Consider the following 21,147-nt stretch of genomic DNA (forward strand, 5'->3'; position numbering starts at 1 on the left):
TTCGCGTCTCGATGCGCAAGATTCTGATTGTCGGCTCGGGACAGTCGGGGCTGCAGCTGGCGCTCACGCTGCGGCAGCACGGATACGACGTCACGATGATGTCGGCGCGGACTCCTGACGAGATCCGGGCAGGCCGGGTGTTGTCCACCCAGTGTATGTTCCACGACGCCCTGACGATCGAGCGGTCGCACGGGCTCAACCTCTGGGACGACAAGGCTCCGGCGATCACCCATCAGGGTCTTTCGCTCGCGGGTCCCGATGGCAACCGCCTCCTCAACTGGGAGGGCGAGTGGGTGGGGCCCGCGCAGTCGGTGGACCAGCGCGTGAAGATGGCCGAGTGGCTCGAGCTGTTCGAGGAGCGGAGCGGCAAGGTCGTCATCCACGGCGTCACCACGGCCGACCTGAACGCGCTCGCCCGCATGTACGAGCTCACGATCGTCGCGGCGGGCAAGGGTGAGCTCGTGCAGCTCTTCGACCGCGACAACGAGCGCTCGCGGTACACCCGGCCGCAGCGGGCACTGTCGGTGTCCTATGTGCACGGTGCCGGACAGCGGCCGGAGCGGCCCCCCGGCTCCATCGACGTGTGGATGAACAACTCGCCTGGCACCGGGGAGAACATCAACATCCCCGGCTACACCCTCAGCGGCGCGTGCGACATCGTCTTCATGGCCGGCATCCCCGGCGGCGACTTCGACTGCTTCCGCGACCAGCCCGGCTCGCAGGAGGTGTGGCGGCGCCAGCTCGAGAACATGCGGAAGCACTTCCCGTGGGAGTACGAACGGTTCCGCGACGCGGAGCTCACCGACGAGCGGGGCACGCTCGTGGGCGGCTACACGCCGATCGTGCGCAACCCCGTCGGCGAGCTCCCATCGGGCCAGATCGTGCTCGGCATGGCCGACGTGGTGGTGGCCAACGACCCGATCACCGGGCAGGGTTCCAACAACGCCGCGCGGTGCGCTCAGTACTACCTCGAGGGAATCCTGTCGCGCGGTGACCGGCCGTTCGACGCGGACTGGATGCGGCAGACCTTCGAGTCCTACTGGGACCACGCGCAGTGGGTCACCAAGTTCACCAACACCATGCTCGAACCGCCGCCCGAGCACGTCCAGCAGGTCCTCGGCATCGCACAGGAGAACCAGGCGGTCGCCGACCGGTTCGCCAACGGCATGAACAACCCGGCCGACCTCGCGGAGTGGTTCTTCGAGCCGGAGAAGCTGCAGCGGTATCTGGCAAGCCTCAACTAGGGGCAAGCGCTGTGCAGTGAAGGCCACCATCACTGCGTTCAACGCAGTGATGGTGGCCTTCACTGCAGGGGCCCCCAGGCTGCCTGGCGCTCGCGGCCACGGCGAGCCGGTAGCCATCACCGGTGATTTCGACCAGGCCGGAGTCGCCCAGCGCACGCCGCGGTCAGGGCGTGGCCAGCGCCGGCTCCGGGCTCGGCTCCACCGGGGGCCGCGCGGCCTCGCGGGCCTTCGCGCCGATGCGCCTGCCCAGCTCGGCGTAGGCGGAGAACTTGGCGTCGTCGAACCACTGGTCGCCCGTGCTGTCGTTCGGGAACTCGGGATGGTGCGCGGCGTAGGAGAGCAGCTGGTACGGCAGCTCCGGGAACAGCACGGCCCTTGCCACCACGAGCCTGCCCGTGACCTCGGCCGCGAGCCCGCTCTCCGGCGGGTAGTGGACCGTGCCCGTGATGAGCGGCGAGGCCGTGAGCCTGCCCGCGAGGGTGAGCTGCTCGGCTCCGGGCACGTGGTCCACCTGGCCGGGTTCGGCCGGCCACGGGTCGTCGAGCTCCACGCGCACGCCCAGCTCGTGCCTGGCCAGTGTGAGCGCCTGGGCCAGCGTGCCCGCGGTCGGTGGCGCGTCGTTGCTCGCGTCGACGCAGTAGATGAGCGTGCAGCGGCGGCGGAAGAGCTCGACGAGGCCGAGGTTGTCGTAGTGCCCGCCGTCGGTGACGTGCAGCAGCGGGTCGCGGTGCGGATGGACGCCGAAGACCTCCCGCAGCAGGTACGGCAGCCTGCGCGCCCTCGGCAACCACGGATGCGCCCAGTTGCCCTCCTCGGCGGCCTGGTGGGCGTGCCGCACGAACTTCGGGTTCGGCAGCCACGCGCCGAGCCGGGCGCCGGACACGGCCAGCAGCACCTGGAACCAGCGGCTCGACCTACCCATCGCCGAGGCGAACGCGGCACCGCTCACCGCCACCGCGCCCTGCACGGTGAGGTCGCGGCGGAAGCGGGGCGTCACCGCCGCCTCGAGGTCGCCGGTGCGGACCCAGCCGACGTCCGGCCCGCCCGTCCACTCGGCGCTCATCGTGTAGGACACCGCGTCGAGACCCGGGGGAGTGCGGTTCTCGCCGGTGAGGTTCGCCGACGCGGCGAACACGACCTCGGGGAACCCCCGTGGCCTGGCGCCGTAGTGCGACAACGACGTGCGCTCGGCGGGGTCGTAGGGCACGGCGACCACCTGGCCGTCGGCGTCGCGGCGGACCCTCCGCACGGCGAATGCCGACGCGAGCCGCTGCCGGTAGAAGGGGTGCAGGCTCAGCGACGTCACGTCGAACACCCCGCCGAGCACGAGCACCACCGCCGCGACGAGCGCGGCTGACCACAGCGCGGCCTCGTCGCCCAGCGTCGTCGCCGAGCCCGCGAACAGCAGCAGCCACACCACCGCGAGCACGCCGGTGGTGACGATCACCAGCAGCCGTTGCAGGACCCCGCCCGGTAGCGCAGCGGGAATGCCGCCGGTGCCCCGCCGGAACAGTCCTCGCGCCTGCCTGCCGAGGAACGCCCGGTGCCGCCAGAACATCGACGCGACGGCGGCGAGGTAGGTCAGCATCACCGTCCCGAGTGGACCGCCGATTCCGGCGACCCGGCCCGCGTGCGTCAGCAGCCACTCGGCCGTCCACACCAGCAGCGGCACCACGAGGGTGAGGGCGGCGAGCACGACCGTGATCGCGACGAGCGGCGGCACGACGCGGGCCGAGCGCGCTCGGCGATCGGCGGCGCCGCGCGTGAACAGCGCGAGCAGGAACGTGCCCGCCGACAGCACGCCGAGCGCGACGAGCGAGCCCGTGCGCGGTACCGGATAGCGCAGCGGGTCGAGCGTGAGCTCGGTCAGCGGCACGGCGTGGTAGAAGAGTCCGATGAGGACGCCGAGCACCACGGCGGGTCCGAACAGGACGGTCAGGGAGAGCAGCAGGCCCCTGGCGATCCGGCCGAGCGCGGCCAGCATGCGGGCCGGGGTGTCGGCGAGGTAGCTGGAGTGCCTGCGCACGTGGTGCAGCTCGGCGCTGCCCTCGGTGAACACGGTGGCGGGATCGCGCACCGGCTCGCCCGGCGGCGGAGCGCCGGCGTCGGTCAGCGCCTGCTGCAGCGCACCCGCCGTGTAGCCGCCGCCCGAGACCGACACGAGGTGGTCGGCCTCGAGCAGCTCGGTGCGCAGCGACTGGAGCGCGCCCATCGCGACGCTCGCCGCGCGGATCCCTCCGCCGGACAGGCACACGCCGCTGGTGTCGGTGCCTTCCGCCCACTTCCTGCTGATCTCGGCGGGGTCGACACCGGGCACGGTGTAGGCGTCGCGCCAGCGGGTCGCGCCCGGCTCGCCGTCGCGCGGGGCGGGCGGGTCGTCGGCCTCCAGCGGCCGGGGCGGGCACGTCCGCGGCCGCTGCGCGGTGCGTTCCGCGAGTGATCGGGGGGAGTGGGCGACGCAGCGCCACAGCAGTGCGCCGACTCCGGCGAGGCCGATCGCGGCGGCCGGCAGCAGCGCGCTGAACTCCAGCACGGTCGCGGCGGCCGCGCCGTCCAGCGCCCATGCCGCGGTGCCAGGCCACGAGGTCACCAGCAGAAGGAGGAGGTTCGCGAGCGCCCCGGCGGCCACGGTGACGACCGTCGCGACCCGGGCGAGCCACGCGGCCTGGAACGACCTCGGCCCGCACGCGCACCACCGGGCCGCGGAGGCGCCCAGCCACAGCGCGGTGCCGACGCAGGCGAGTAACAGCAGGTTCCACCAGGCCGCGTCCGCGGTCTCCGGCGGCAGCGGCACCGCCTGGCCGCGGCCGGCGAGGGCGACCGCGACGGTGCCGGCCGCCTCCGGTACCAGTGCGCCGGCGACGGGCAGCACGAGTGCGGCGAGCGCGGCACCGGCGGCCACACTCCTGCGCGGAGCGCCACCCCGCGCGGGACTCGGCGATGACACGGTTCCCCCCAAGTACGTCGGCCCTTGACGGTGACGCCCAGCAGTCTGGCCTTCACACAGAGGGGTGTAAAGCCGACTGTCCAGTTCGTTATCGCACGACTCGCGGTCGGGAACGCAGGACTCGCGGGCTGGAGCGGGGGACTCGCGGGCTGGAGCGGGGGACTCGCGGGTTCAGGTGGGGGTCGGGAGGTCTGGGGCGTCGGGCTGTTTGCGTTTGATGGAACGGAAGATGTGCGCGCGCAGGTGGGCGAACTCGGGCAGTTCCTTGGTCTCCACCTGGTCCCTCGGCTCCGGCAGGCCGACGGGCAGCACTTCCTGCACCGCCGTGGGCGGCGGGGTGAGCACCACGACGCGGTCGCCGAGGTAGACGGCCTCGTCGATGTCATGGGTCACGAACACGACGGTGACGCCGTAGGCGGTGCGCACGCGCAGCACCAGATCCTCCAGGTCGGCCCTGGTCTGCGCGTCCACGGACGCGAACGGCTCGTCCATGAGCAGGATCTCGGGCTGGTAGGCCAGCGCCCGCGCGATCGCGACGCGTTGCTGCATGCCGCCGGAGAGCTCCCACGGGTAGTGGTCCATGAACCCGGTGAGCCCCACCGACTCGACGGCGTCCTCGACGAGCCGGTTCCGCTCGTCCCTGCCGAGCGCCTTGTGCCGCAGCGGCAGGGCGATGTTGTCGCGCAGGGACAGCCACGGCATGAGCGAGCGGCTGTACTCCTGGAACACGAAGCCGATCTGCTCCGGCGGCCCGTCCACCACGTGCCCGCGCAGGGTGACCCGCCCCGACGTCGGCGCCAGCAGCCCCGCCATGCATCGCAGCAGCGTGGTCTTGCCGCAGCCGGACGGCCCGACCACGCACACGAACTCGCCCTCGGCGACGGAGAAGCTCAGCTCGGCGATGGCGTGCGTCACCCGCTCGCCCTCGCCGTACGTCTTGGACAGACCGCTCACGTCGAGCATCGACGGACCCTTTCCTCGCAGTCACCGCAGCGCACTGGCCCTGGCCCCTCGATGCCACCTGAGCACGCGCCGCTCGACGAGCGCAAGCCCCGCGTTGAGCAGGTAGCCGAGCAGGCCGAGCAGCAGGATTCCGGACCACATCTCCGGGATCGCGAACGAGCGCTGTGACTCCAGCACGAAGTAGCCGATTCCCTCGGTGCTGGCCACCATCTCGCTGATCACCATGAGGATCAGCGCGAGCGACAGGCTCGTGCGCATGCCCGCGAACACTTGCGGCAGCGCCGAGGGCCAGACGATGCGCAGCAGCCGCTCCGTGCCCGTGATGCCGTAGACCCGCGCCGTGTCGAGCATCGTCGGGTCGACCCCGCGCACGCCGTCGACGGTGTTGAGCAGGACCGGCCAGACACACACCACGGCGATGACGAAGATCTTCATGGTGTCGCCGACGCCGAGCACGAGCATCCCGAACGGCAGCAGCGCGGGCGGCGGCACGGCCCGGCCGAACTCGACGATCGGGCCGGCGACACGGCGGGCCGTCTCCGAGAGCCCGAGCGCGGTGCCGAGCGCGACCCCGGCCAGCACGGCGATTCCGAACCCGGCGGCCAGGCGCGCGAGGCTCGGCACCACGTCGCTGCCGACCCGTTCGAACACCCACGTGTCCGCGAACGTCACGAGGATGTCCGCCAGCGGCGGGAAGTAGAAGCTGTCCGCGCCCGCCGACCACACCCACCACGCCGCGAGCGCGGCGAGCGGCACGGCGATCTCGAGTGCGATGAGCAGCAACCCGCGGCGGGATCCCCTCATCGCGCACCCCGCTGGGACGGATGCCAGTGCAGGACGCGCCGCTCGCCCGCGGCGAAGAGCGCGTTGAGCACCCAGCCGAGCAGGCCGGTGACGATGATGAGCGCGTACAGCAGGTCCGTGGCCCCGCCGACGCGCGCGGCGTTGATCTCCCTGCCGAGTCCGGGGGAGCCGATCACGAGCTCGGCCGTCACCGCGAGGATCAGCGCCACCGACGACGAGATGCGCAGGCCCGTCGCGACGTAGGGCACCGCGCCCGGCAGCACCACGCGCGTGAGCCGTTCGACGCGGCCGAGCCGGAACACGCGCGCGGTGTCGAGCGCGACCGGGTCGACGTCCTGCATCCCGTAGAGGGTCTGGATCAGCAGCGGCCAGAAAGCGGCGAAGGCCGCGAGGAACACCTTGCTCTCCAGCCCCACGCCGTAGACCAGGATCGCGAGCGGGACGAGCGCCACCGACGGGATGGGCCGGAGGAACTCGATGATCACCCGGAACGCCCGGTACCGCACGGCGCTCGTGCCGAGCAGCATCCCGATCGGCACGGCGAACGCCGCCGCGATTCCGAGCCCGAGCGCCCACCCCTGCAGCGTCTGCCCGACCGCCGACCAGAACGACGTCTCGGTGGTCTGCCGGCCCAGCTCCGCGAACATCTCGGTCACCGGCGGGAAGTAGCGCCGGGGCAGCAGTCCGGTCCGGGCGGCCACCTCGGCGAGCAACAGCACGGCCGCGACCCCGGACCACGTCTGCGCGACGGTGCGCGCCCGCGGCCGGGCGGCACGCACCCGCTGGGCCACCATCAGTTCCCGCCGGGGGTCCAGATCAGCTCGTCGAGGTCCGGCGGCTGCTCCAGCAGGCCGTACTTCTGGCTCAGCTCGCTCATCAGCTCGATGGAGGGCCGGTTGAGGTCGGTGCCCCACTGCGCGAGCCGGACCTCGCCGATCAGCTCGTCCGGGATCTGGGTGTAGGTGCCCAGCGCCTCACGCACGGCGCCGGGGTGGCTGCCGGCGTACTCCAGCGACCTGTTCATGGCCCGCGCGAAGCGCTCAGCCACGTCGGCGTTGTCCGCGAGGTACTGCTCGGTGGTGAAGTACGTGGCGACCGTGAGGCTCGGCTCCGTCTCGTACAGCGGTGCGACGATCGGGCGCGCGCCGCTCTGCCTGGCGACCGTGTCGAACGGCTCGACGACGTAGATGGCGTCCACCTCGCCCTGTTCGAGCGCGGCGTTCGCCTCGGGGAATGGCACCTCCACGAACTGCAGCGTCGAGATGTCCACGCCGTGCTTCTCCAGCGCCGCCTTTGCGGTCACCTCGGTGATGTTGCGCAGGGTGTTGAGGCTGATCCGTTTGCCCTCCAGGTCCTTCGGCGTGGTGATGCCGCTGTCGGCGCGGACCCAGATGTGCGACCACGACTGCTGCTCGGTGGCCGCCTCCTGCACGCCCTGCGTGAGGATGCGCACGGGCAGGCCCCGGCTCGCCGCGATCAGCAGCGACGTGGTGTTGGAGAAGCCGAACTGCAGGTCGCCGCTCTGCACGGCGGGCAGGATCTCGGCGCCGCCCGCGAACTCCTGCGGTTCCACCCGCAGGCCTTCGTCGGCGAAGAAGCCCTGCTCCCTGCCGACGTAGAGCGGGGCGACATCGGAGATGGGGATGACCCCGACGCGGACGGTGACCGGACCCTCGCCCTGCTGGTCGCCGCCGCCCCCGTCACCTCCGCAGGCGGTGGTGACCGTGAGCGTGGCCAGCAGGGCGGCCGCGGCCGAGAGAAACCGTCGGGGTCCGGAGATCAGTGCACGTGCCTGGGTCATGGGGCACTCCCTCGTGCCATGCGTGAACCGGCCAGGACTGGAACAGGTCAACAGTCTGTCACCGTTGTGAGTGACACGGGAAGATCTGCCGAGTACCGAAATGGCCCGTATAACGCCCTATACCGCTCGGCCTTGGCCGCCAGGCCGGGACGTGGGCGAACCAGGGCAGTTCGTCCCCAGGCATCGTCCGGCGGGATCATGTGACTTTCCGACCAGCCGCTCGTTGGGTGGGGCATGGGTCGCGCCTAGGGCATTTCCGTCGTTCAGGCCCGGGTGTAGCCGCCGTCGGCGAAGAGTTCGGCACCGGTGATGAACGACGAGGCGTCCGAAGCCAGGAACAGGGCAGCATCGGCGATTTCCTCGGGCTCGGCCAGCCGCCCCAGTGGCACGGTGGCTTCGGCGAACTGGTCGGCAGCCGACCCTGCGGCGCTCAGCAGGCCAGGGGTCCTGGTGGGTCCCGGGCTGAGCACATTCACCCGGAACCGACGTTCCCGTGACTGGCGCGCCCAGTTGTGCACGAGGTTGCTCACCGCCGCCTTCGAGGCGCTGTAAACCTCGAGGCCCTCATTGGGCCGCACGCTGTTGCTTGAGCCGATGACCAGGATGGAGGCGTTCTCCGCCAGCAGCGGAAGCGCCTTCTGAACGGTGAACAGCGGGCCCTTGACGTTGACAGCGAGGACCAGATCAACGTTCGCCTCGGTGTGAGAGCCGAGAGCGGCGTCCGCGGCGATTCCCGCATTTGCCACCAGCACGTCGATGCGTCCAGCCTCGTCACGGACTCGCGTGTAGAGGGCGTCCAGGTCGGCCAGCGCCGAGACGTCCGCTCGTACGCCGGTGGCCGCCGGACCCATCTCCTTGACCGCCGCATCGAGGCGGTCGGCGTCCCGGCCTGTCACAAAGACCCGTGCGCCCTCTCGGGCGAAGCGGTGGGCTATGGCCAGTCCGATCCCGCTGGTCCCTCCGGTGATCACAGCGACCTTCTCCCGCAGTACACCCGGCATGTCGAACCCCTCAAGTTATGGAATGGATCGTCCACAACGTAAGCGTAATGGACGATCGAGTCAAGAATGGGTAGGCTCAGGCCATGCCCAGGCCACGCGCATTCGACGAACAGCAAGTCCTAGCCAGGGCCCGGGAGCAGTTCTGGACGACCGGCTACGCCGGAACGCGGATGGATGACATTGCCCAGGCGACCGGCCTGGGCAAAGGCAGCTTGTACGGCGCCTTCGGAGGGAAGCGCGAGCTGTTCCATCGCGTGTTCGATGACTGGTGTGCCTCAGTCGTCGAGGTGGCCGAAGGGCAACTGACAGGCGGCCCGGACGCAGAGGCACTGGCCCGGCTGTCGGGATACGTGCGCCTGATGGCTGAAAACGCCGCTTCCGACACCGAACGCCGGGGGTGCCTGGTGGCCAAAGGTGCAGCGGAGTTGGCCCAGCACGATCCGGCGATCGCCGGACGTACGGCCGATACCATGACGAGACTCCTGGCCCTGCTGCGAGCGGAGGTCAGCGCCGCCCAGCGTCATGGCGACATCGATAGGGCCGCAGACCCCGAGCAGTTGGGGGCACTGCTGTTGTCGGTGGTTCGCGGTATCGAGGCGGTAGGCAAGGCCGGTTTGACCCCGGAGACACTGCGGAACATCGCGGACACCGTACTGGCCGTCCTGCCCGCACCCGGGGAAAGGAAGCCTTGCCGCTGAGCGCGACCAGGCCTGCGATAAGCAACTCGGCGCCATCACAAGTACATGATCCGCCGGACAGCGCCTAAGTCGCGCTCCGGCTGGGACGGGAGCCTGGACGCGGAGAGCGCGAGGTGAGAGCTGGACCCTCTGAGCACCCTGACCCCGCTGGACCAGTCCGCTCCGCTGGAGGCGCCGGCCCGCGAGAGCCCGCTGCCGCTGCCGATCGTGGTCGGCGTCGACGGCTCGGCCGCCGCGCTCGCCGCGGTGCGCTGGACGGCGTTCGAGGCCGCGCGGACCGGCGCCGCCCTGCGCCTGACGCACGTGTGCGACGTGCCGCCGCTCGATCCGCGCGTCGCGCCCGAGCCGGCCGCGGCCCGTGAACTGGTGCACGGGGCGCGCTGCCCGGTCGCCGTCGTCCGGCCCCGACGCTGGTCCGATCCATTGTGGACACTTCTCTGAGCGGGCTGCGATTGGGCCAAAGCGGTGACACAGCGTGTGTCTGTCGCCATTCTCACAACACATTGGTGTGGTCCAGCGGACGATTACGTTGAAACACCAGACCTCGTCCCGGGAATAATGTCGGTGTCGGATGTTGAACCGGCGACTGACGATGGGGCCGCCGGGCGAAGGGGGTCGGTCACTGGTGGCATCATCTGGAAGAACCGCGCGGTTGTGGCGGCGGCTGTTCGTCGGCCGTAATCCGCTGGCGAGGCCGGGGGACCGCCTCGAGTCGCGGTTGCTCGTGATTCTCCTCCTGCTCGTCCTGTTCTCGATCCCCGTGGTCGCCTCGCTGGGCAGCGAGACCTACGCGAGCAGGCTCGCGGTTGCCGAGCAGGAGGCGGAGTCCAAACACCGGGCCACGGCGGTGCTGCTGGCCGACGCGCCCGTGAGCATGACCACGGGCGAGCTGGAGAGCGTTGGGGTCCTCGCGCGCTGGGAACGGCCCGACGGCACCGAGCAGGTCGGCGAGGTGAGCGCCTACCGGGGCAGCACGCGCGGCACGGAGGTCCCCGTCTGGCTCGACGACAGCGGCGAGCTGACGAGCCCGCCGATCACCAGGGCCGGTGCGGCCACCGACGCCGCGAGCGTCGCGATCTCGGCATGGCTCGGCGTCGTCGCCCTGTGCGGGCTGGTGTTCCTCGCCGTGCGCGGCGTGCTCGCGCGGCTGCGCGCGGCGCAGTGGGCACGCGAATGGGCGCGGGTCGAGCGCGAGTGGAGCCGCCGCTGACACACCGGCGGTGGTCGAGACCTCTGCCGCCGACCGGGTGAACCCGGCGCCCACGCTCCCGGAAACCCCACCGAGCGGATCCGGCCGTCCGCTCGCTCGTTGTCGTGCTAGTGAGCGGACAGCATCCGGGAGGAGGTGGCCCGTGCCCGGCAAGCCCATCCGCCAGCTCATCGCCGCGGTCTCCGTCTTCGCCGTCGTGGGCGCCGCCGTCGCCGCGCTCCTGCTGTTCGGCGACGACGCCCCCACCCGCCCCGGCGCGCCCCAGCGGGGCTCCTCGGCGGTCACCACGCCCGCGCCCGCCGACCGCGTCCTCGTCGTGAAGATCGACAACGTCGCCGCTGCGCGCCCGCAGACCGGGCTCTCCGCCGCCGACGTCGTCTACGTCGAACCGGTCGAGGGCGGCCTGACCCGGCTCGCCGCCGTGTACTCCTCGCGGTTGCCGCGGGTCGTGGGCCCGGTGCGCAGCGCGCGGGAGACCGACGTCGAGCTGCTCGCCCAGTACGGGCATCCCACGCTGGCCTTCTCCGGCGCCGCACCCGAGATCCTGCCGCTGCTGCGCCGCGCCTCGATGACCACGGTGACCGAGCGGCGCGTGCCCCGCGCGTACTTCCGGGACGGTGCCCGGCCCAGGCCGCACAACCTCTTCGCGCGGCCGGACCTGCTGCCGGCGGGCACCGGGCCGGGGCCGCGCCACGTCCTCGACACCGGTCCCGCCCCGGGCGGAGGAACGCCCACCGCGAGCCACGCGGTCGGCTTCCGGGCCGCCTCCTACGAGTTCCGCTGGGCGCGGCGGGACGCCCGCTGGCACGTGTGGCTCGACGGATCGCCGCTGCTCACGACGGAGGCAGGGCAGGCGGCCGCCGCGACCGTGGTCGTGCAACGGGTCGCGATCCGCCAGGGCGCCGTCGAGGACGCGGCGGGCTCCGTGTCGCCGGTCGCGCGGACGGTCGGCACCGGCCCCGTGACCGTCCTGCGCGACGGCAGGGCCTTCCCGGGCACGTGGTCGCGGCCCTCGGCGGGGGAGGGCACCACGTTCACGACCGCCTCCGGCGAGCCGCTGCCGCTCGCGGAAGGCCCCGTGTGGATCCTGCTCGTGCCGCGCTGACCGGCGGGTTCAGCCCTTCGCGGGACGAGGGCGGGCGATCATCACCGGGCACTCGGCGTTGTGGATCAGAGCCTGGCTCGTGGATCCGAGCAGCAGGCCGCGGAAACCGCCCCGGCCCCTGCTGCCGACCACCACGAGCTGCGCCCGCCGGCTCCACTCCAGCAGCTCGTGCCTCGGCCGGTCCTTCACCAGCACCCGCCGCACGCTCACGTCGGGGTAGTGCTCTCGCCAACCCGCGAGCCGCTCGGCGAGGCGGCGCTCCTCGGCGTCGCGCATCGGCTCCCAGTCGAAGGCCATCCGTGCCTCGCTGAAGACCTCTGTGTCGGCGTCGCTCCACGTGTGCACGGCCACCAGCTCCACGCCGCGGAAGCACGCCTCGTCGAACGCATGGCCGATGGCCCGCTCGCTCAGCGGGCTGCCATCGATGCCGACGACCACGGGTCGCTGGTCGTCCCTGGCGGGCAGCGGCGGACCGTCGCCGCGCACCGACACCACAGGGCAGTGCGCGTGGCTCACCAGCGCCAGCGTGGTGGAGCCGACCAGCAGGCCGTAGAGCCCGCCGTGCCCCGACGAGCCCAGCACGAGCATGCGCGCCGACTTCGACGCGTGGATCAGTGTGGGAATGGGCGGGTCGGTCTCGAACAGTGTGTGGACGTCCAGTCCCGGCTCCGCCTCCGCGGCCGTCGCGCGTGCTGTGTGCAGGAACTCCCACCGCTGCCTGCGCAGGTCCTCCCTGAACGCCGCGGGGGGCGGGATGCTCTCGCCCGCGTAGAGGTCGGGGTAGCCCGCGGCGTGCACGAGGTACAGCGGGACGCGGTGGCGCGCCGCCGCGTCGGCGGCCCACCGCACGGCCCGCAGCGCCGCCGACGAGCCGTCGACTCCGGCGACGACGGGGCCGCTGCCCAGCTCGGGGATGCTCACGATCGCTCCTTCTCTGCGTCGGCGTGCTCGGTGGTGGCCGGCGTGGCCGGGGCCCCCGTGCCCGGCCCGCCGGAGAGCGTGGCCAGCTCGTCGCGCAGCGCGTCCATCAGCACCGGCAGGTCGGTGACCTGCTCGGGGTCGGTGACCGCCGTGACGGTCAGCCGCCCGCCGTAGGACAGGGCCACGAACGACACCGTCATGTTGCCCTTGACCGTGGAGATCGGGATGACCTCCCGGATCGGCGCGCCGAGGAACGACAGCCGCGCCGACGGGCCGCGCAGGTAGGTGATCGACGTCGACAGCACGGTCTGGTGGTCCACGAACCACTGCAGCAGCTTGAGCCGCGCCAGCAGCCGGAAGACCGGGCTCACGAGCCGGCCCGAGGCGCCGCGGGCGACGCCGACGCGGCGCCGGGTCAGCCACGCGATCGAGGTCAGCCGCTCCAGCGTGTCCCCGGCCGCGGGCAGCTCGATCGGTACCGAGAACGCGTGGTTGCCCAGGTGCGCGCCCGCGTCGCGGCCCCGGGTGGACACCGGCATCGACACGACGAGGTTGTCCACGTGCTCGCCGCGGGCACGCAGCAGCCCGTGCAGCGCGCCGGTCCCCGCGGCGAGCACGGCGTCGTTGAGCGTCCCGCCGTGCGTCCGCGCGGTGGCCCGCAGCGCCTTGACGTCGGCCCTTGCCACGGCGAAGCGCCGGTTCGGGCTGGTCGGCCGGTTCAGTGACGAGCGGGGCGCCGACGAGGTCTCCCGCAGCCGCAGTTCCCTCAGCGCGCCTCTCACCCGCCGCGGCACGGCGCCGAGCCCGCGCAGCGCCCGCACACGGTCGCGCGTGGCGTCGGTGAGCAGCTGCCACCTGCCGGGCGGTCGTCGGGGGAACGCCGGGTCGTCCGGCGCGGGTATGCCGTCGGCGATCCGCGCGAGCGCGGCGAGCCCGCCGATGCCGTCGGTGAGCACGTGGTGGAGGACGAACACGAGCGCCGCGTCGCCGCCGGCCAGCCCGGTGACGAACGTGGCCGACCAGAGCGGCCGGTCGCGGGGCAGCCGCTCGGTGACGGCGTCCGTGGCGACGGCGAGCAGTGCCGTGTCGTCACCCGGCTCCGGGCAGTGCACGTGCCGCACGTGGTCGTCCACGCGGAACCCGGCGTGGTCGGTCCAGTACGGCCTGCCGAACCCCGGTGGGGTGCGCACGAGGCGCTGCCGGAAGCGGCGGACGCCCCGCACCCGCTCCGCGATGGCCTTGCGCACGGCGTCGACGTCGAGCGCGGCCCCGCCGTCGAGCACCAGGATCCCGGCGATCTGCATGGGTGGTACGCCCAGATCGGACGCCAGCGTCATGAGGTCGCCCGTCCCCATGCGCTCGACGGTGGCTGTGTTCGGAGTCATCGTCGCCCTTCGCGCGTGATCTTGCTGGCACTACTACGCACGGTACGTGTTTCTCGCGCCCGAAGCCCGGCGGCCGCGCGGGCAGGCGGCCGGCCACACCATTGTGGACGGTCACGCGGCGGCCGGTAGGGACCTTGTGCCCTGGTGGCCGGTGACGAGTGCCGCTGCCCTGACGGCCGGGGAAAGCCGATCCTGGTGACCAGGGACGCAGCCCCCCGGCAGAAGGAGCGAGCCGATGACGACCGGCCCCCTGCTCACCCGCCCCGCGCTGCACGCGTGGTCGGCCCAGGAGCGCGACGTGCTGGTGCGCGCGGCGATGAACTCCTACCCCTGCGGTGTCGGCCGCCCGTGGTCACTCGAGGTCCGCGGCGACCGGGCCGAGCTCTCCGAGCGGTTCGGCGCGTCGAGCTGGCACCCCGAGGGCGTGGGCCGCGACCGGGTCATCGCCTGCGGCGCGGCCCTTGCCGGTGTGGTGGTGGCCGCGCGGGTGCTGGGCTGGCTTCCCGAGACGGTCCTGCTGGGTGAGCCCGGGCGGCCCGCGCTGGTCGCCAGGGTCACGGCGCCGGGCAGGCATCGCCCCACCGGCACCGACGTCCGCCGGTTTCGCGCGATCTTCGACCGCACGCGGCACCGGCACGCCGTCGATCTCGCCGAACTGCCCGAGGAGCCCCTCGCCGAGGTGGTGCGGACCGGCACGATGCCGGGCGTGCGGCTGGTGCCGGTGCGCTCGTTCGCCCCGGCGCGTCGCAAGCAGACCCTCGAGGCCGGGCTGCTCGTCGTCACCACGTCCGACGGGCGAAGGGACCAGGTGCTCGCCGGTGCCGCCATGCAGGAGGCGTCACTCGCCGCCCGTGCGCTCGGCTTCACCGCGGCCCCCCAGATCAGCCCGTTTCAGTTCCGGGAGTTCCGGCAGCGGCTGGTCCGCTCGTGCGGGCTGGGCGGCAGTCCTCAGCTGCTCCTGCGACTGGGTAGGTGACGATGGTTGAGCAGGCGTGCGGACAGGCATAACGTGAGCGCAGCGCACGACGTCAATGGTGGTGTGAAGCAGGGGGCCATTGCACGATCGGAGACCGCATGCCCACAGATTCGGCGCCGTCGGGGGACACCGGCGGCCGCAAGCCCGAGGCGAGCGCGCTCGCCGGGCTGCGGCTGGACGAGCTGCTGCACGAGGTGCAGGAACGGCTCGCGGAAATCGTCAGGACGCGGGACCGCCTGCAGGGCCTGCTCGACGCCGTCCTCGCGGTCGCGACCGGGCTGGAACTGGACTCCACGCTGCAGCGGATCGTGCAGGCCGCCGCGGACCTGGTGGACGCCCAGTACGGCGCGCTCGGCGTGCTGTCGGACGAGGGCGGGCTGTCGGAGTTCGTCTACGTCGGCATCGACGAGGAGACCAGGGCGTCGATGGGGCACCTGCCAGAGGGGCGGGGCCTGCTCGGCGTGCTGATCGAGGACCCGCGGCCGGTGCGCGTCGCGGACCTGTCGAAACACCGGGCTTCCGTGGGTTTTCCCCGCAACCACCCGCCGATGCACAGCTTCCTCGGCGTGCCGATCCGCGTGCGTGACAAGGTCTTCGGCAACCTCTACCTCACCGAGAAGCGGGACGGTGCCGAGTTCACGGCCGACGACGAGGTGGTGCTGCAGGCGCTCGCCGCCGCGGCCGGGGTCGCGGTCGACAACGCCAGGCTGTTCGAGAAGTCGAGGATGCGGGAGCGCTGGCTCGGCGCGGTCGCCGAGATCAACGGCGAGCTGCTCGGGGGAGCCTCCGTCGACGCGACGCTGGCGCTGATCGTGCGGCGCGTTCGCGAGCTGGCCGGGGCCGAGGACGCGCTCCTGCTGCTGCCCGGCGAGGCGCTGGACGTCGTGTCGGTCAGCGTGGTCTCCGGGCCGAGGGCCGAGGGGCTCTCCGGGCTGGCGGTGGACACGCGGGGCGGGTCCGTGCTGGCCGAGATCCTGCGCGGGGGCGACCCGCGCATCCTGCCCGATCTCTCGTTGGCGCTGTCCGAGCCGGGGGTCAGCTCCGGCGGGTTCGGGCCCGCCGTCGCGGTGCCGGTGAGCAGCGCGTCGGGCGCGGGCGGGATGCTCGTCGTCGCACGCCCGAAGGGCTCGGCCGCGTTCGTCGACGAGCAGCTGCCGATGCTCGCGTCGCTGGCCGACCAGGCCGCGGTCGCGCTCGAGTTCGCCGACAAGCAGCGCAACCAGCGGCTGCTCGACCTGCTCGCCGACCGCGACCGCATCGCGCAGGACCTGCACGACCACGTGATCCAGCGCCTGTTCGCCACCGGCATGAGCCTGCAGGGCACCCTGCGCAGGATCACCGACGAGCACGCGCGGGGGCGGGTCCAGCACTCGGTCGAGCAGCTCGACCGCACGGTGCGCGAGATCCGGACGTCGATCTTCGACCTGCACACCACGGCCGCGGACAGGCCGGCGAGCCTGCGGCGCAGGCTGCTCGACGTGGCCGCCGACCTCACCGCCGACTCCGTGGTGTCGCCGTCGATCCGGATCTCCGGCGCGGTGGACACGTTCGTGCCGCAGCGGGTCGCCGAGCACGCCGAGGCGGTGCTGCGGGAGGGGCTGAGCAACGCGCTGCGGCACTCCGGCGGCGACGAGGTCGCGGTGTCGGTCGAGGCCACCGCCGAGGAGCTGCGCATCGAGGTGACCGACAACGGCGTCGGCATCCCGCCGGGCGTCGCCCGCAGCGGCCTGGACAACATCGAGCGCCGGGCCCGCCAGTGCGGGGGGAGCGCGGCGATCAGGGCCGCGCGGGAGGGCGGCACCAGGGTGCTGTGGCGGGCACCCCTGGGTGGCTGAGGCCCTGGGCGGCTTTGGTCCTGGGCGGCTGAGGCGGTTACTCCACCTGCGGCTTGGGGCCTGCCGGGCGGCGCAGCTCCGTCGCCAGCACCGCGGCCTGCGTCCTGCGCTGCATGCCGAGCTTGCCGAGCAGCCGCGACACGTAGTTCTTGACGGTCTTCTCCGCGAGGAACAACCGCTCGGCGATCTCCCGGTTGGTGAGCCCCTCGCCGATCAGGTCGAACACGGCGCGCTCCTGCTCCGAGAGCGCGGCGACCGGATCGGCGTCGGCGCGCTCCCGCCGGATCCGGCTCATGAGCGCAGCGGTGGTGCGGCTGTCCAGCAGGGAGCCTCCTGAGCCGACGGTGCGGACCGCCGAGACCAGGTCCGAGCCCAGCACCTGCTTGAGCACGAAACCCGAAGCCCCCGCCATGATCGCGTTGAACAGCGCCTCGTCGTCGGCGTAGGACGTGAGCATCAGGCAGCGCAGGCCGGGAAACCGCGAGAGCAGCTCGCGGCACAGCTCCACGCCGTTGCCGTCGGGCAGCCGCACGTCCAGCACCGCGACGGTGGCTCCGGAGGAGGGAATCCGCGTCAGCGCCTCGCTCACCGAGGCCGCCTCGCCGACGATCTCCATGTCGGACTCGTCGTCGAGCAGGTCCGCGAGGCCTCGGCGGACGATCTCGTGGTCGTCCACGAGGAAGACTCGGATGGACATCTCAGCCACCATAGCGCCGATCGCGGCCACGCACACCCGCCGCTGTCCGGCCGAGGGCCGGAAGGCCCTAGGGGAAGGGACTTCCGGATGGTGCTGACGCGGCGTGATTGCGGGATTCTCAGGGTATGGAGAGCGCGGCGGCCGAGTGGTCGGCCGGTGAAATCGACGTCCTCGCCAGAGCGGTGGTCCACGCGCCGTCGGTGCACAACATGCAGCCCTGGTCGCTGGAGCTGCCCGACGGTGAGGCACTGCTGGTCGAGCGCACGGATCTCGCACTGCCGTGCCACGACCCGGCGGGCCGGGACCGGGCGGTCTCCTGCGGCGCCGCGGCCGCCAACCTCGAGCTCGGCATGCGGGTACTGGGGCGGGCGACCCGGCTCGCGCTGCTGCCCGACCCGGACCGGCCGGACCTGGTCGCGCGGATCACGGCGGGGGAGGTGCGCCTGCCGAGCGGGATTGACCTGCACCGGTACTCGGCGATCGCGCGCAGGCGCAGTTACCGGCACGCGTTCACCGGGCAGTGCGTGTCGGACTACGACCTCGCCGACCTGGTGGCCGCCTCACCGGCCGAGGGCGTCACGGCGCGCCCACTGCGGGGCGCCGCCGAGCTGACCGCCCTGGCCGACGTGCTGGAGTACGCCGGGGCCGCGGTGCGGCAGGACGACGGCTACCAGCGGGAGCTCGCGCTGTGGACGGCCCGCGACATTGAGCGCGCCGGGGACGGCCTCGCGCTCGCGGCGGTGGCGTCGACGCTGCCGTGGGCCGGGCTCGTGCGGCCCGGCACGGCGCTGCCCGACCGGGAGACGCTCGCGGCCAGGCTGGGCCGGGAGACCGTGCTCGTGTTCGTGACCACCGACGACACGCGGCTCGACCACGTGCGCACCGGCGTCGCGATGGAGCAGACCTGGCTCGCCGCGGTGGACATGGGGCTCGCCGCCGCCGTCCAGACGCAGCCGCTGCACCTGGCGGAAGCCCGTTCGGCGTTGATCGAGAACCTGGGCCTGCCGGGGTACCCGCAACTGCTCATGCGCGTCGGCCACCCCGCCGTCGCGGTGCCGCGAAGCCCCCGCCGCGCGATCCGGGAACTGCTCGACCGCGACGCGCTGTGAACGGAGCCCCACCGCCCGTTGACCGTCCCCCAAGGCCACCTTCGGTGCGTTCAACGCAACAAAGGTGGCCTTGGGTGCGTTCAACGCAACAAAGGTGACCTTGGGGAGCGTTCAGTGGCCGAAGTGCTGGCGGCGGCGGGTTGCGAAGACGGCGGCCTCGGTGCGGCGCTCGAAGCCGAGCTTGTGCAGCACCGACGACACGTAGTTCTTCACCGTCTTCTCGGCGAGCACGAGCTGCTCGGCGATCTGCCGGTTGGTGAGGCCCTTCGCGACCAGGTCGAGCACCCGCCGCTCCTGCGGGCTCAGCGCCGCGTAGCGCGGGTCCGGTTCGCGTTCGCCCCGCAGCCTGCTCAGCACGGACTCCGTCAGGTGCGCGTCGAGCAGGGTGCCTCCCTCGGCGACCGTGCGCACCGCCGACACCACCGAGGCGCCCGACACCTGCTTGAGGAGATAGCCCGCCGCCCCCGCCATCACCGCGCCGAAAAGCGCGTCGTCGTCGGAGAACGACGTCAGCATCAGGCACGCCGGCGGATGGTCGATCGACGCCCGGATGTCGCGGCACACCGTGACGCCCTCGCCGTCGGGCAGCCGCACGTCGAGGATCGCGACGTCCGGCAGCACCAGCGGGATGCGCGCGAGCGCCTCCGCCGCCGTGCCCGCCTCACCGGTCACCCGGATGTCGCCCTCGGCCTCCAGCACCGTGCGCAGGCCCGCGCGCACCACCTCGTGGTCGTCGAGCAGGAACACCGAGATCGTCATGGCTCACTCTCCTGACCGCGGCAGGCGGGCCGTCCATTCCAGCTTGGTACCACGCCCGGGGGCCGGGCGCACCGACGACGTGCCGCTCCAGCGGGCCGCGCGCCCGGCGAGCTCCCGCAGCCCGTCGCGCGGCGGCAGGTCCTCAGGCACGCCGGCGCCGTCGTCGGTGACGGTGAGCGTGACCGTGTGGCCCGAACGGTCCACCGACACCTCGACGGCGACGGACGTGGCCCGCGCGTGCCGGGCGGCGTTGGCCAGCCCCTCGCGAAGCGCCGCCAGCAGGTCGGGCCGTACGACCTCGGGCACCGCGGTGTCGAGCGGGCCCTCGAAGCCGATCCTCGGCTCGAAGCCCAGCGCGGGCGCGTGGTCCAGCGCTACCCGCAGCAGCTCCGAGCGCAGGCTGCCCGGCGCCTCCGCAGGCTCCTGGAGCGAGAAGATGCTGTTGCGGATGTCGCGGATGGTCCGGTCGAGGTCGGTGACGAAGCCGCTGACCTGCCCGGACGTCCTCGGGTCGGTGGTCAGCCTGCCGAGCGCCTCCAGCCCGAGCCCGATCGCGAACAGCCGCTGGATCACCAGGTCGTGCAGATCGTGCGCGATGCGCTCGCGGTCCTCGAACACGGCGAGCCGCTGCCGGTCCTCGCCGGCCCTGGCGAACTCCAGGGCCAGCGCGGCCTGGCCGGCGAAGGTCTGCACGAGCCGCACGTCCTCGTCGGAGAAGGGGACCTTGTCGTTGACCTTGGCGACGAGCAGCACGCCGAGTGTCGCGGAGCCCACGGTGAGCGGGACGGCCACGGCCGAGTCGAGATCGGCCACCGGGGGCGGCACGCGCACGCCCGCCGAGTCCCGCTGGTAGTCGGCGGCCCTGCGGCCGTAGTCGCGCACGACCACCGGCTTTCCCGTGCTGAACGCCTCGCCGGTAGCCGTGCCGTGCGCTGAGACGGACAGGCCGGTCACGCGCTCGGCCGTCGAGTCGGTGGTCTCCACGATGTCGAACACCAGCCGGACCTCGTCGCCGGAGCTCGGGCGGGCGATCGCCCCGACCGACGCCCCGGACACCTCGCGGGCGCGTTCGGCGATGAGGTGCAGGGCCGCCGAGGGGTCCTCACCGCTGAGCAGCGCGGTCGTCACCTCGTGGGCGGCCTCCAGCCAGCGCGAGCGCAGAGCGGTGCGCTCGAGCCGCGCGGCGTGGCGCAGCGCCGTGGCCGCGGCCGCGGCGAGCACGCCGACGGAGTCCTCGTCGTCCTGGCCGAAGCGGCTCGCGCGCTCGTCGCCGAGGCACACGTGCCCGAACACGGTGCCCCTGCCCCGCACGGGCACGACGAGCAGGGAGCGCAGCGGCGCCAGCGCGGGGCCGACGGGGTGTTCGCGCACGTCGGTCAGCCGCCGAGGGCCCGGCCGCTCGTCGAGCAACCGGCCGAGGCCGTCCCTCAGCCGGTCGCGCGGCGGGTCGTCCCCGCCCTCGGCGACGAGCGGGGGAAGCCCGTGCTCGGCGCCGTGCGCGACGAACGCGCCGTGGTCTGCGCCGGTGAGCTCGACCGCCGAGCGCACGAGCCTGCGCAGGACCTCGGGCGCGCTGAGGTCGCCGCCGACGGTCGTGACCGCGGCGAGCAGGCGGCGGACGCTGGCTTCGCTCACGACGCCCCCCAACTCGGCCGGCGCAGGTGCTCGCCCGAGTCTAGGCGCGCCCGCGCC

Annotated in this window: 19 protein-coding genes; 8 read left to right on the forward strand and 11 right to left on the reverse strand. The window is 72.8% G+C overall.

Features of this window, described 5'->3' with window-relative positions; translation table 11 throughout:
* Window positions 1-11: 11 nt before the first annotated feature.
* The gene (locus FCN18_RS13705) at window positions 12-1,244 is read left to right on the forward strand and encodes a styrene monooxygenase/indole monooxygenase family protein (RefSeq protein WP_137095283.1); all 1,233 of its coding nucleotides are present in this window, start codon (window positions 12-14) and stop codon (window positions 1,242-1,244) included.
* A 163-nt stretch (window positions 1,245-1,407) separates the two neighbouring features.
* Here FCN18_RS13705 and FCN18_RS13710 read toward each other — a convergent pair whose 3' ends face one another.
* The 6 genes from FCN18_RS13710 to FCN18_RS13735 all read right to left on the reverse strand — a co-directional run bounded on the left by FCN18_RS13710 (window position 1,408) and on the right by FCN18_RS13735 (window position 8,760).
* Window positions 1,408-4,146: a patatin-like phospholipase domain-containing protein gene (locus FCN18_RS13710; protein ID WP_137095285.1), complete on the reverse strand. Its 2,739-nt coding sequence runs from the start codon at window positions 4,144-4,146 to the stop codon at window positions 1,408-1,410.
* 216 nt (window positions 4,147-4,362) lie between these two features.
* Window positions 4,363-5,154, reverse strand: coding sequence for an ABC transporter ATP-binding protein (locus FCN18_RS13715; RefSeq protein WP_112268898.1), 792 nt, complete (start codon window positions 5,152-5,154; stop codon window positions 4,363-4,365).
* 21 nt (window positions 5,155-5,175) lie between these two features.
* Entirely contained in the window at window positions 5,176-5,958 is a 783-nt protein-coding gene (locus FCN18_RS13720) for an ABC transporter permease (protein ID WP_112268900.1), read from the reverse strand.
* On the reverse strand, window positions 5,955-6,752 hold the full coding sequence (locus FCN18_RS13725) for an ABC transporter permease (protein WP_112268902.1): 798 nt from the start codon (window positions 6,750-6,752) through the stop codon (window positions 5,955-5,957). Before FCN18_RS13725 ends, FCN18_RS13720 begins: the two co-directional genes overlap by 4 nt.
* Complete coding sequence (locus FCN18_RS13730) at window positions 6,752-7,759, reverse strand: ABC transporter substrate-binding protein (protein ID WP_112268904.1); 1,008 nt, start codon at window positions 7,757-7,759, stop codon at window positions 6,752-6,754. Before FCN18_RS13730 ends, FCN18_RS13725 begins: the two co-directional genes overlap by 1 nt.
* A gap of 263 nt (window positions 7,760-8,022) precedes the next feature.
* Window positions 8,023-8,760 carry an SDR family NAD(P)-dependent oxidoreductase gene (locus tag FCN18_RS13735; RefSeq protein ID WP_112268906.1) on the reverse strand — a complete coding sequence of 246 codons (738 nt, stop codon included), beginning with the start codon at window positions 8,758-8,760 and terminating at the stop codon, window positions 8,023-8,025.
* A gap of 83 nt (window positions 8,761-8,843) precedes the next feature.
* Here FCN18_RS13735 and FCN18_RS13740 point away from each other — a divergent pair, with 83 nt between their 5' ends.
* From FCN18_RS13740 to FCN18_RS13755, 4 genes are all read left to right on the forward strand, one after another.
* Complete coding sequence (locus tag FCN18_RS13740; protein ID WP_137095287.1) at window positions 8,844-9,458, forward strand: TetR/AcrR family transcriptional regulator; 615 nt, start codon at window positions 8,844-8,846, stop codon at window positions 9,456-9,458.
* A 207-nt stretch (window positions 9,459-9,665) separates the two neighbouring features.
* Window positions 9,666-9,899: a universal stress protein gene (locus FCN18_RS40535; protein ID WP_267285362.1), complete on the forward strand. Its 234-nt coding sequence runs from the start codon at window positions 9,666-9,668 to the stop codon at window positions 9,897-9,899.
* Between the two features lie 184 nt (window positions 9,900-10,083).
* Entirely contained in the window at window positions 10,084-10,668 is a 585-nt protein-coding gene (locus FCN18_RS13750; protein ID WP_137095289.1) for an Rv1733c family protein, read from the forward strand.
* Between the two features lie 142 nt (window positions 10,669-10,810).
* Window positions 10,811-11,773 (forward strand): DUF3048 domain-containing protein, encoded by a 963-nt coding sequence (locus FCN18_RS13755; RefSeq protein ID WP_112268914.1) that lies wholly within the window; start codon window positions 10,811-10,813, stop codon window positions 11,771-11,773.
* Between the two features lie 9 nt (window positions 11,774-11,782).
* On the opposite strand, the gene FCN18_RS13760 is transcribed toward FCN18_RS13755, so the two are convergent.
* Window positions 11,783-12,694 carry a universal stress protein gene (locus FCN18_RS13760; protein WP_112268916.1) on the reverse strand — a complete coding sequence of 304 codons (912 nt, stop codon included), beginning with the start codon at window positions 12,692-12,694 and terminating at the stop codon, window positions 11,783-11,785.
* Complete coding sequence (locus FCN18_RS13765) at window positions 12,691-14,079, reverse strand: wax ester/triacylglycerol synthase domain-containing protein (protein WP_113641404.1); 1,389 nt, start codon at window positions 14,077-14,079, stop codon at window positions 12,691-12,693. Before FCN18_RS13765 ends, FCN18_RS13760 begins: the two co-directional genes overlap by 4 nt.
* Window positions 14,080-14,314: 235 nt before the next feature.
* Between FCN18_RS13765 and FCN18_RS13770 the strand changes: the two genes are divergently transcribed.
* Entirely contained in the window at window positions 14,315-15,055 is a 741-nt protein-coding gene (locus FCN18_RS13770) for a hypothetical protein (protein ID WP_112268920.1), read from the forward strand.
* 98 nt (window positions 15,056-15,153) lie between these two features.
* On the forward strand, window positions 15,154-16,890 hold the full coding sequence (locus FCN18_RS13775) for a sensor histidine kinase (protein WP_112268922.1): 1,737 nt from the start codon (window positions 15,154-15,156) through the stop codon (window positions 16,888-16,890).
* Window positions 16,891-16,927: 37 nt separating this feature from the next.
* Here the strand turns inward: FCN18_RS13775 and FCN18_RS13780 are convergent, their stop codons facing one another.
* Window positions 16,928-17,587, reverse strand: a complete 660-nt coding sequence (locus tag FCN18_RS13780; RefSeq protein WP_199542527.1) for a response regulator transcription factor — start codon at window positions 17,585-17,587, stop codon at window positions 16,928-16,930.
* 125 nt (window positions 17,588-17,712) lie between these two features.
* Between FCN18_RS13780 and FCN18_RS13785 the strand changes: the two genes are divergently transcribed.
* On the forward strand, window positions 17,713-18,696 hold the full coding sequence (locus FCN18_RS13785; RefSeq protein ID WP_112268926.1) for an Acg family FMN-binding oxidoreductase: 984 nt from the start codon (window positions 17,713-17,715) through the stop codon (window positions 18,694-18,696).
* A 111-nt stretch (window positions 18,697-18,807) separates the two neighbouring features.
* Here FCN18_RS13785 and FCN18_RS13790 read toward each other — a convergent pair whose 3' ends face one another.
* On the reverse strand, window positions 18,808-19,455 hold the full coding sequence (locus FCN18_RS13790) for a response regulator (protein WP_112268928.1): 648 nt from the start codon (window positions 19,453-19,455) through the stop codon (window positions 18,808-18,810).
* 3 nt (window positions 19,456-19,458) lie between these two features.
* Complete coding sequence (locus FCN18_RS13795; RefSeq protein WP_137095292.1) at window positions 19,459-21,090, reverse strand: sensor histidine kinase; 1,632 nt, start codon at window positions 21,088-21,090, stop codon at window positions 19,459-19,461.
* Window positions 21,091-21,147: the final 57 nt, after the last annotated feature.

The sequence above is a fragment of the Prauserella endophytica genome (assembly GCF_005146945.1).
GTDB lineage: Bacteria > Actinomycetota > Actinomycetes > Mycobacteriales > Pseudonocardiaceae > Prauserella_A > Prauserella_A endophytica.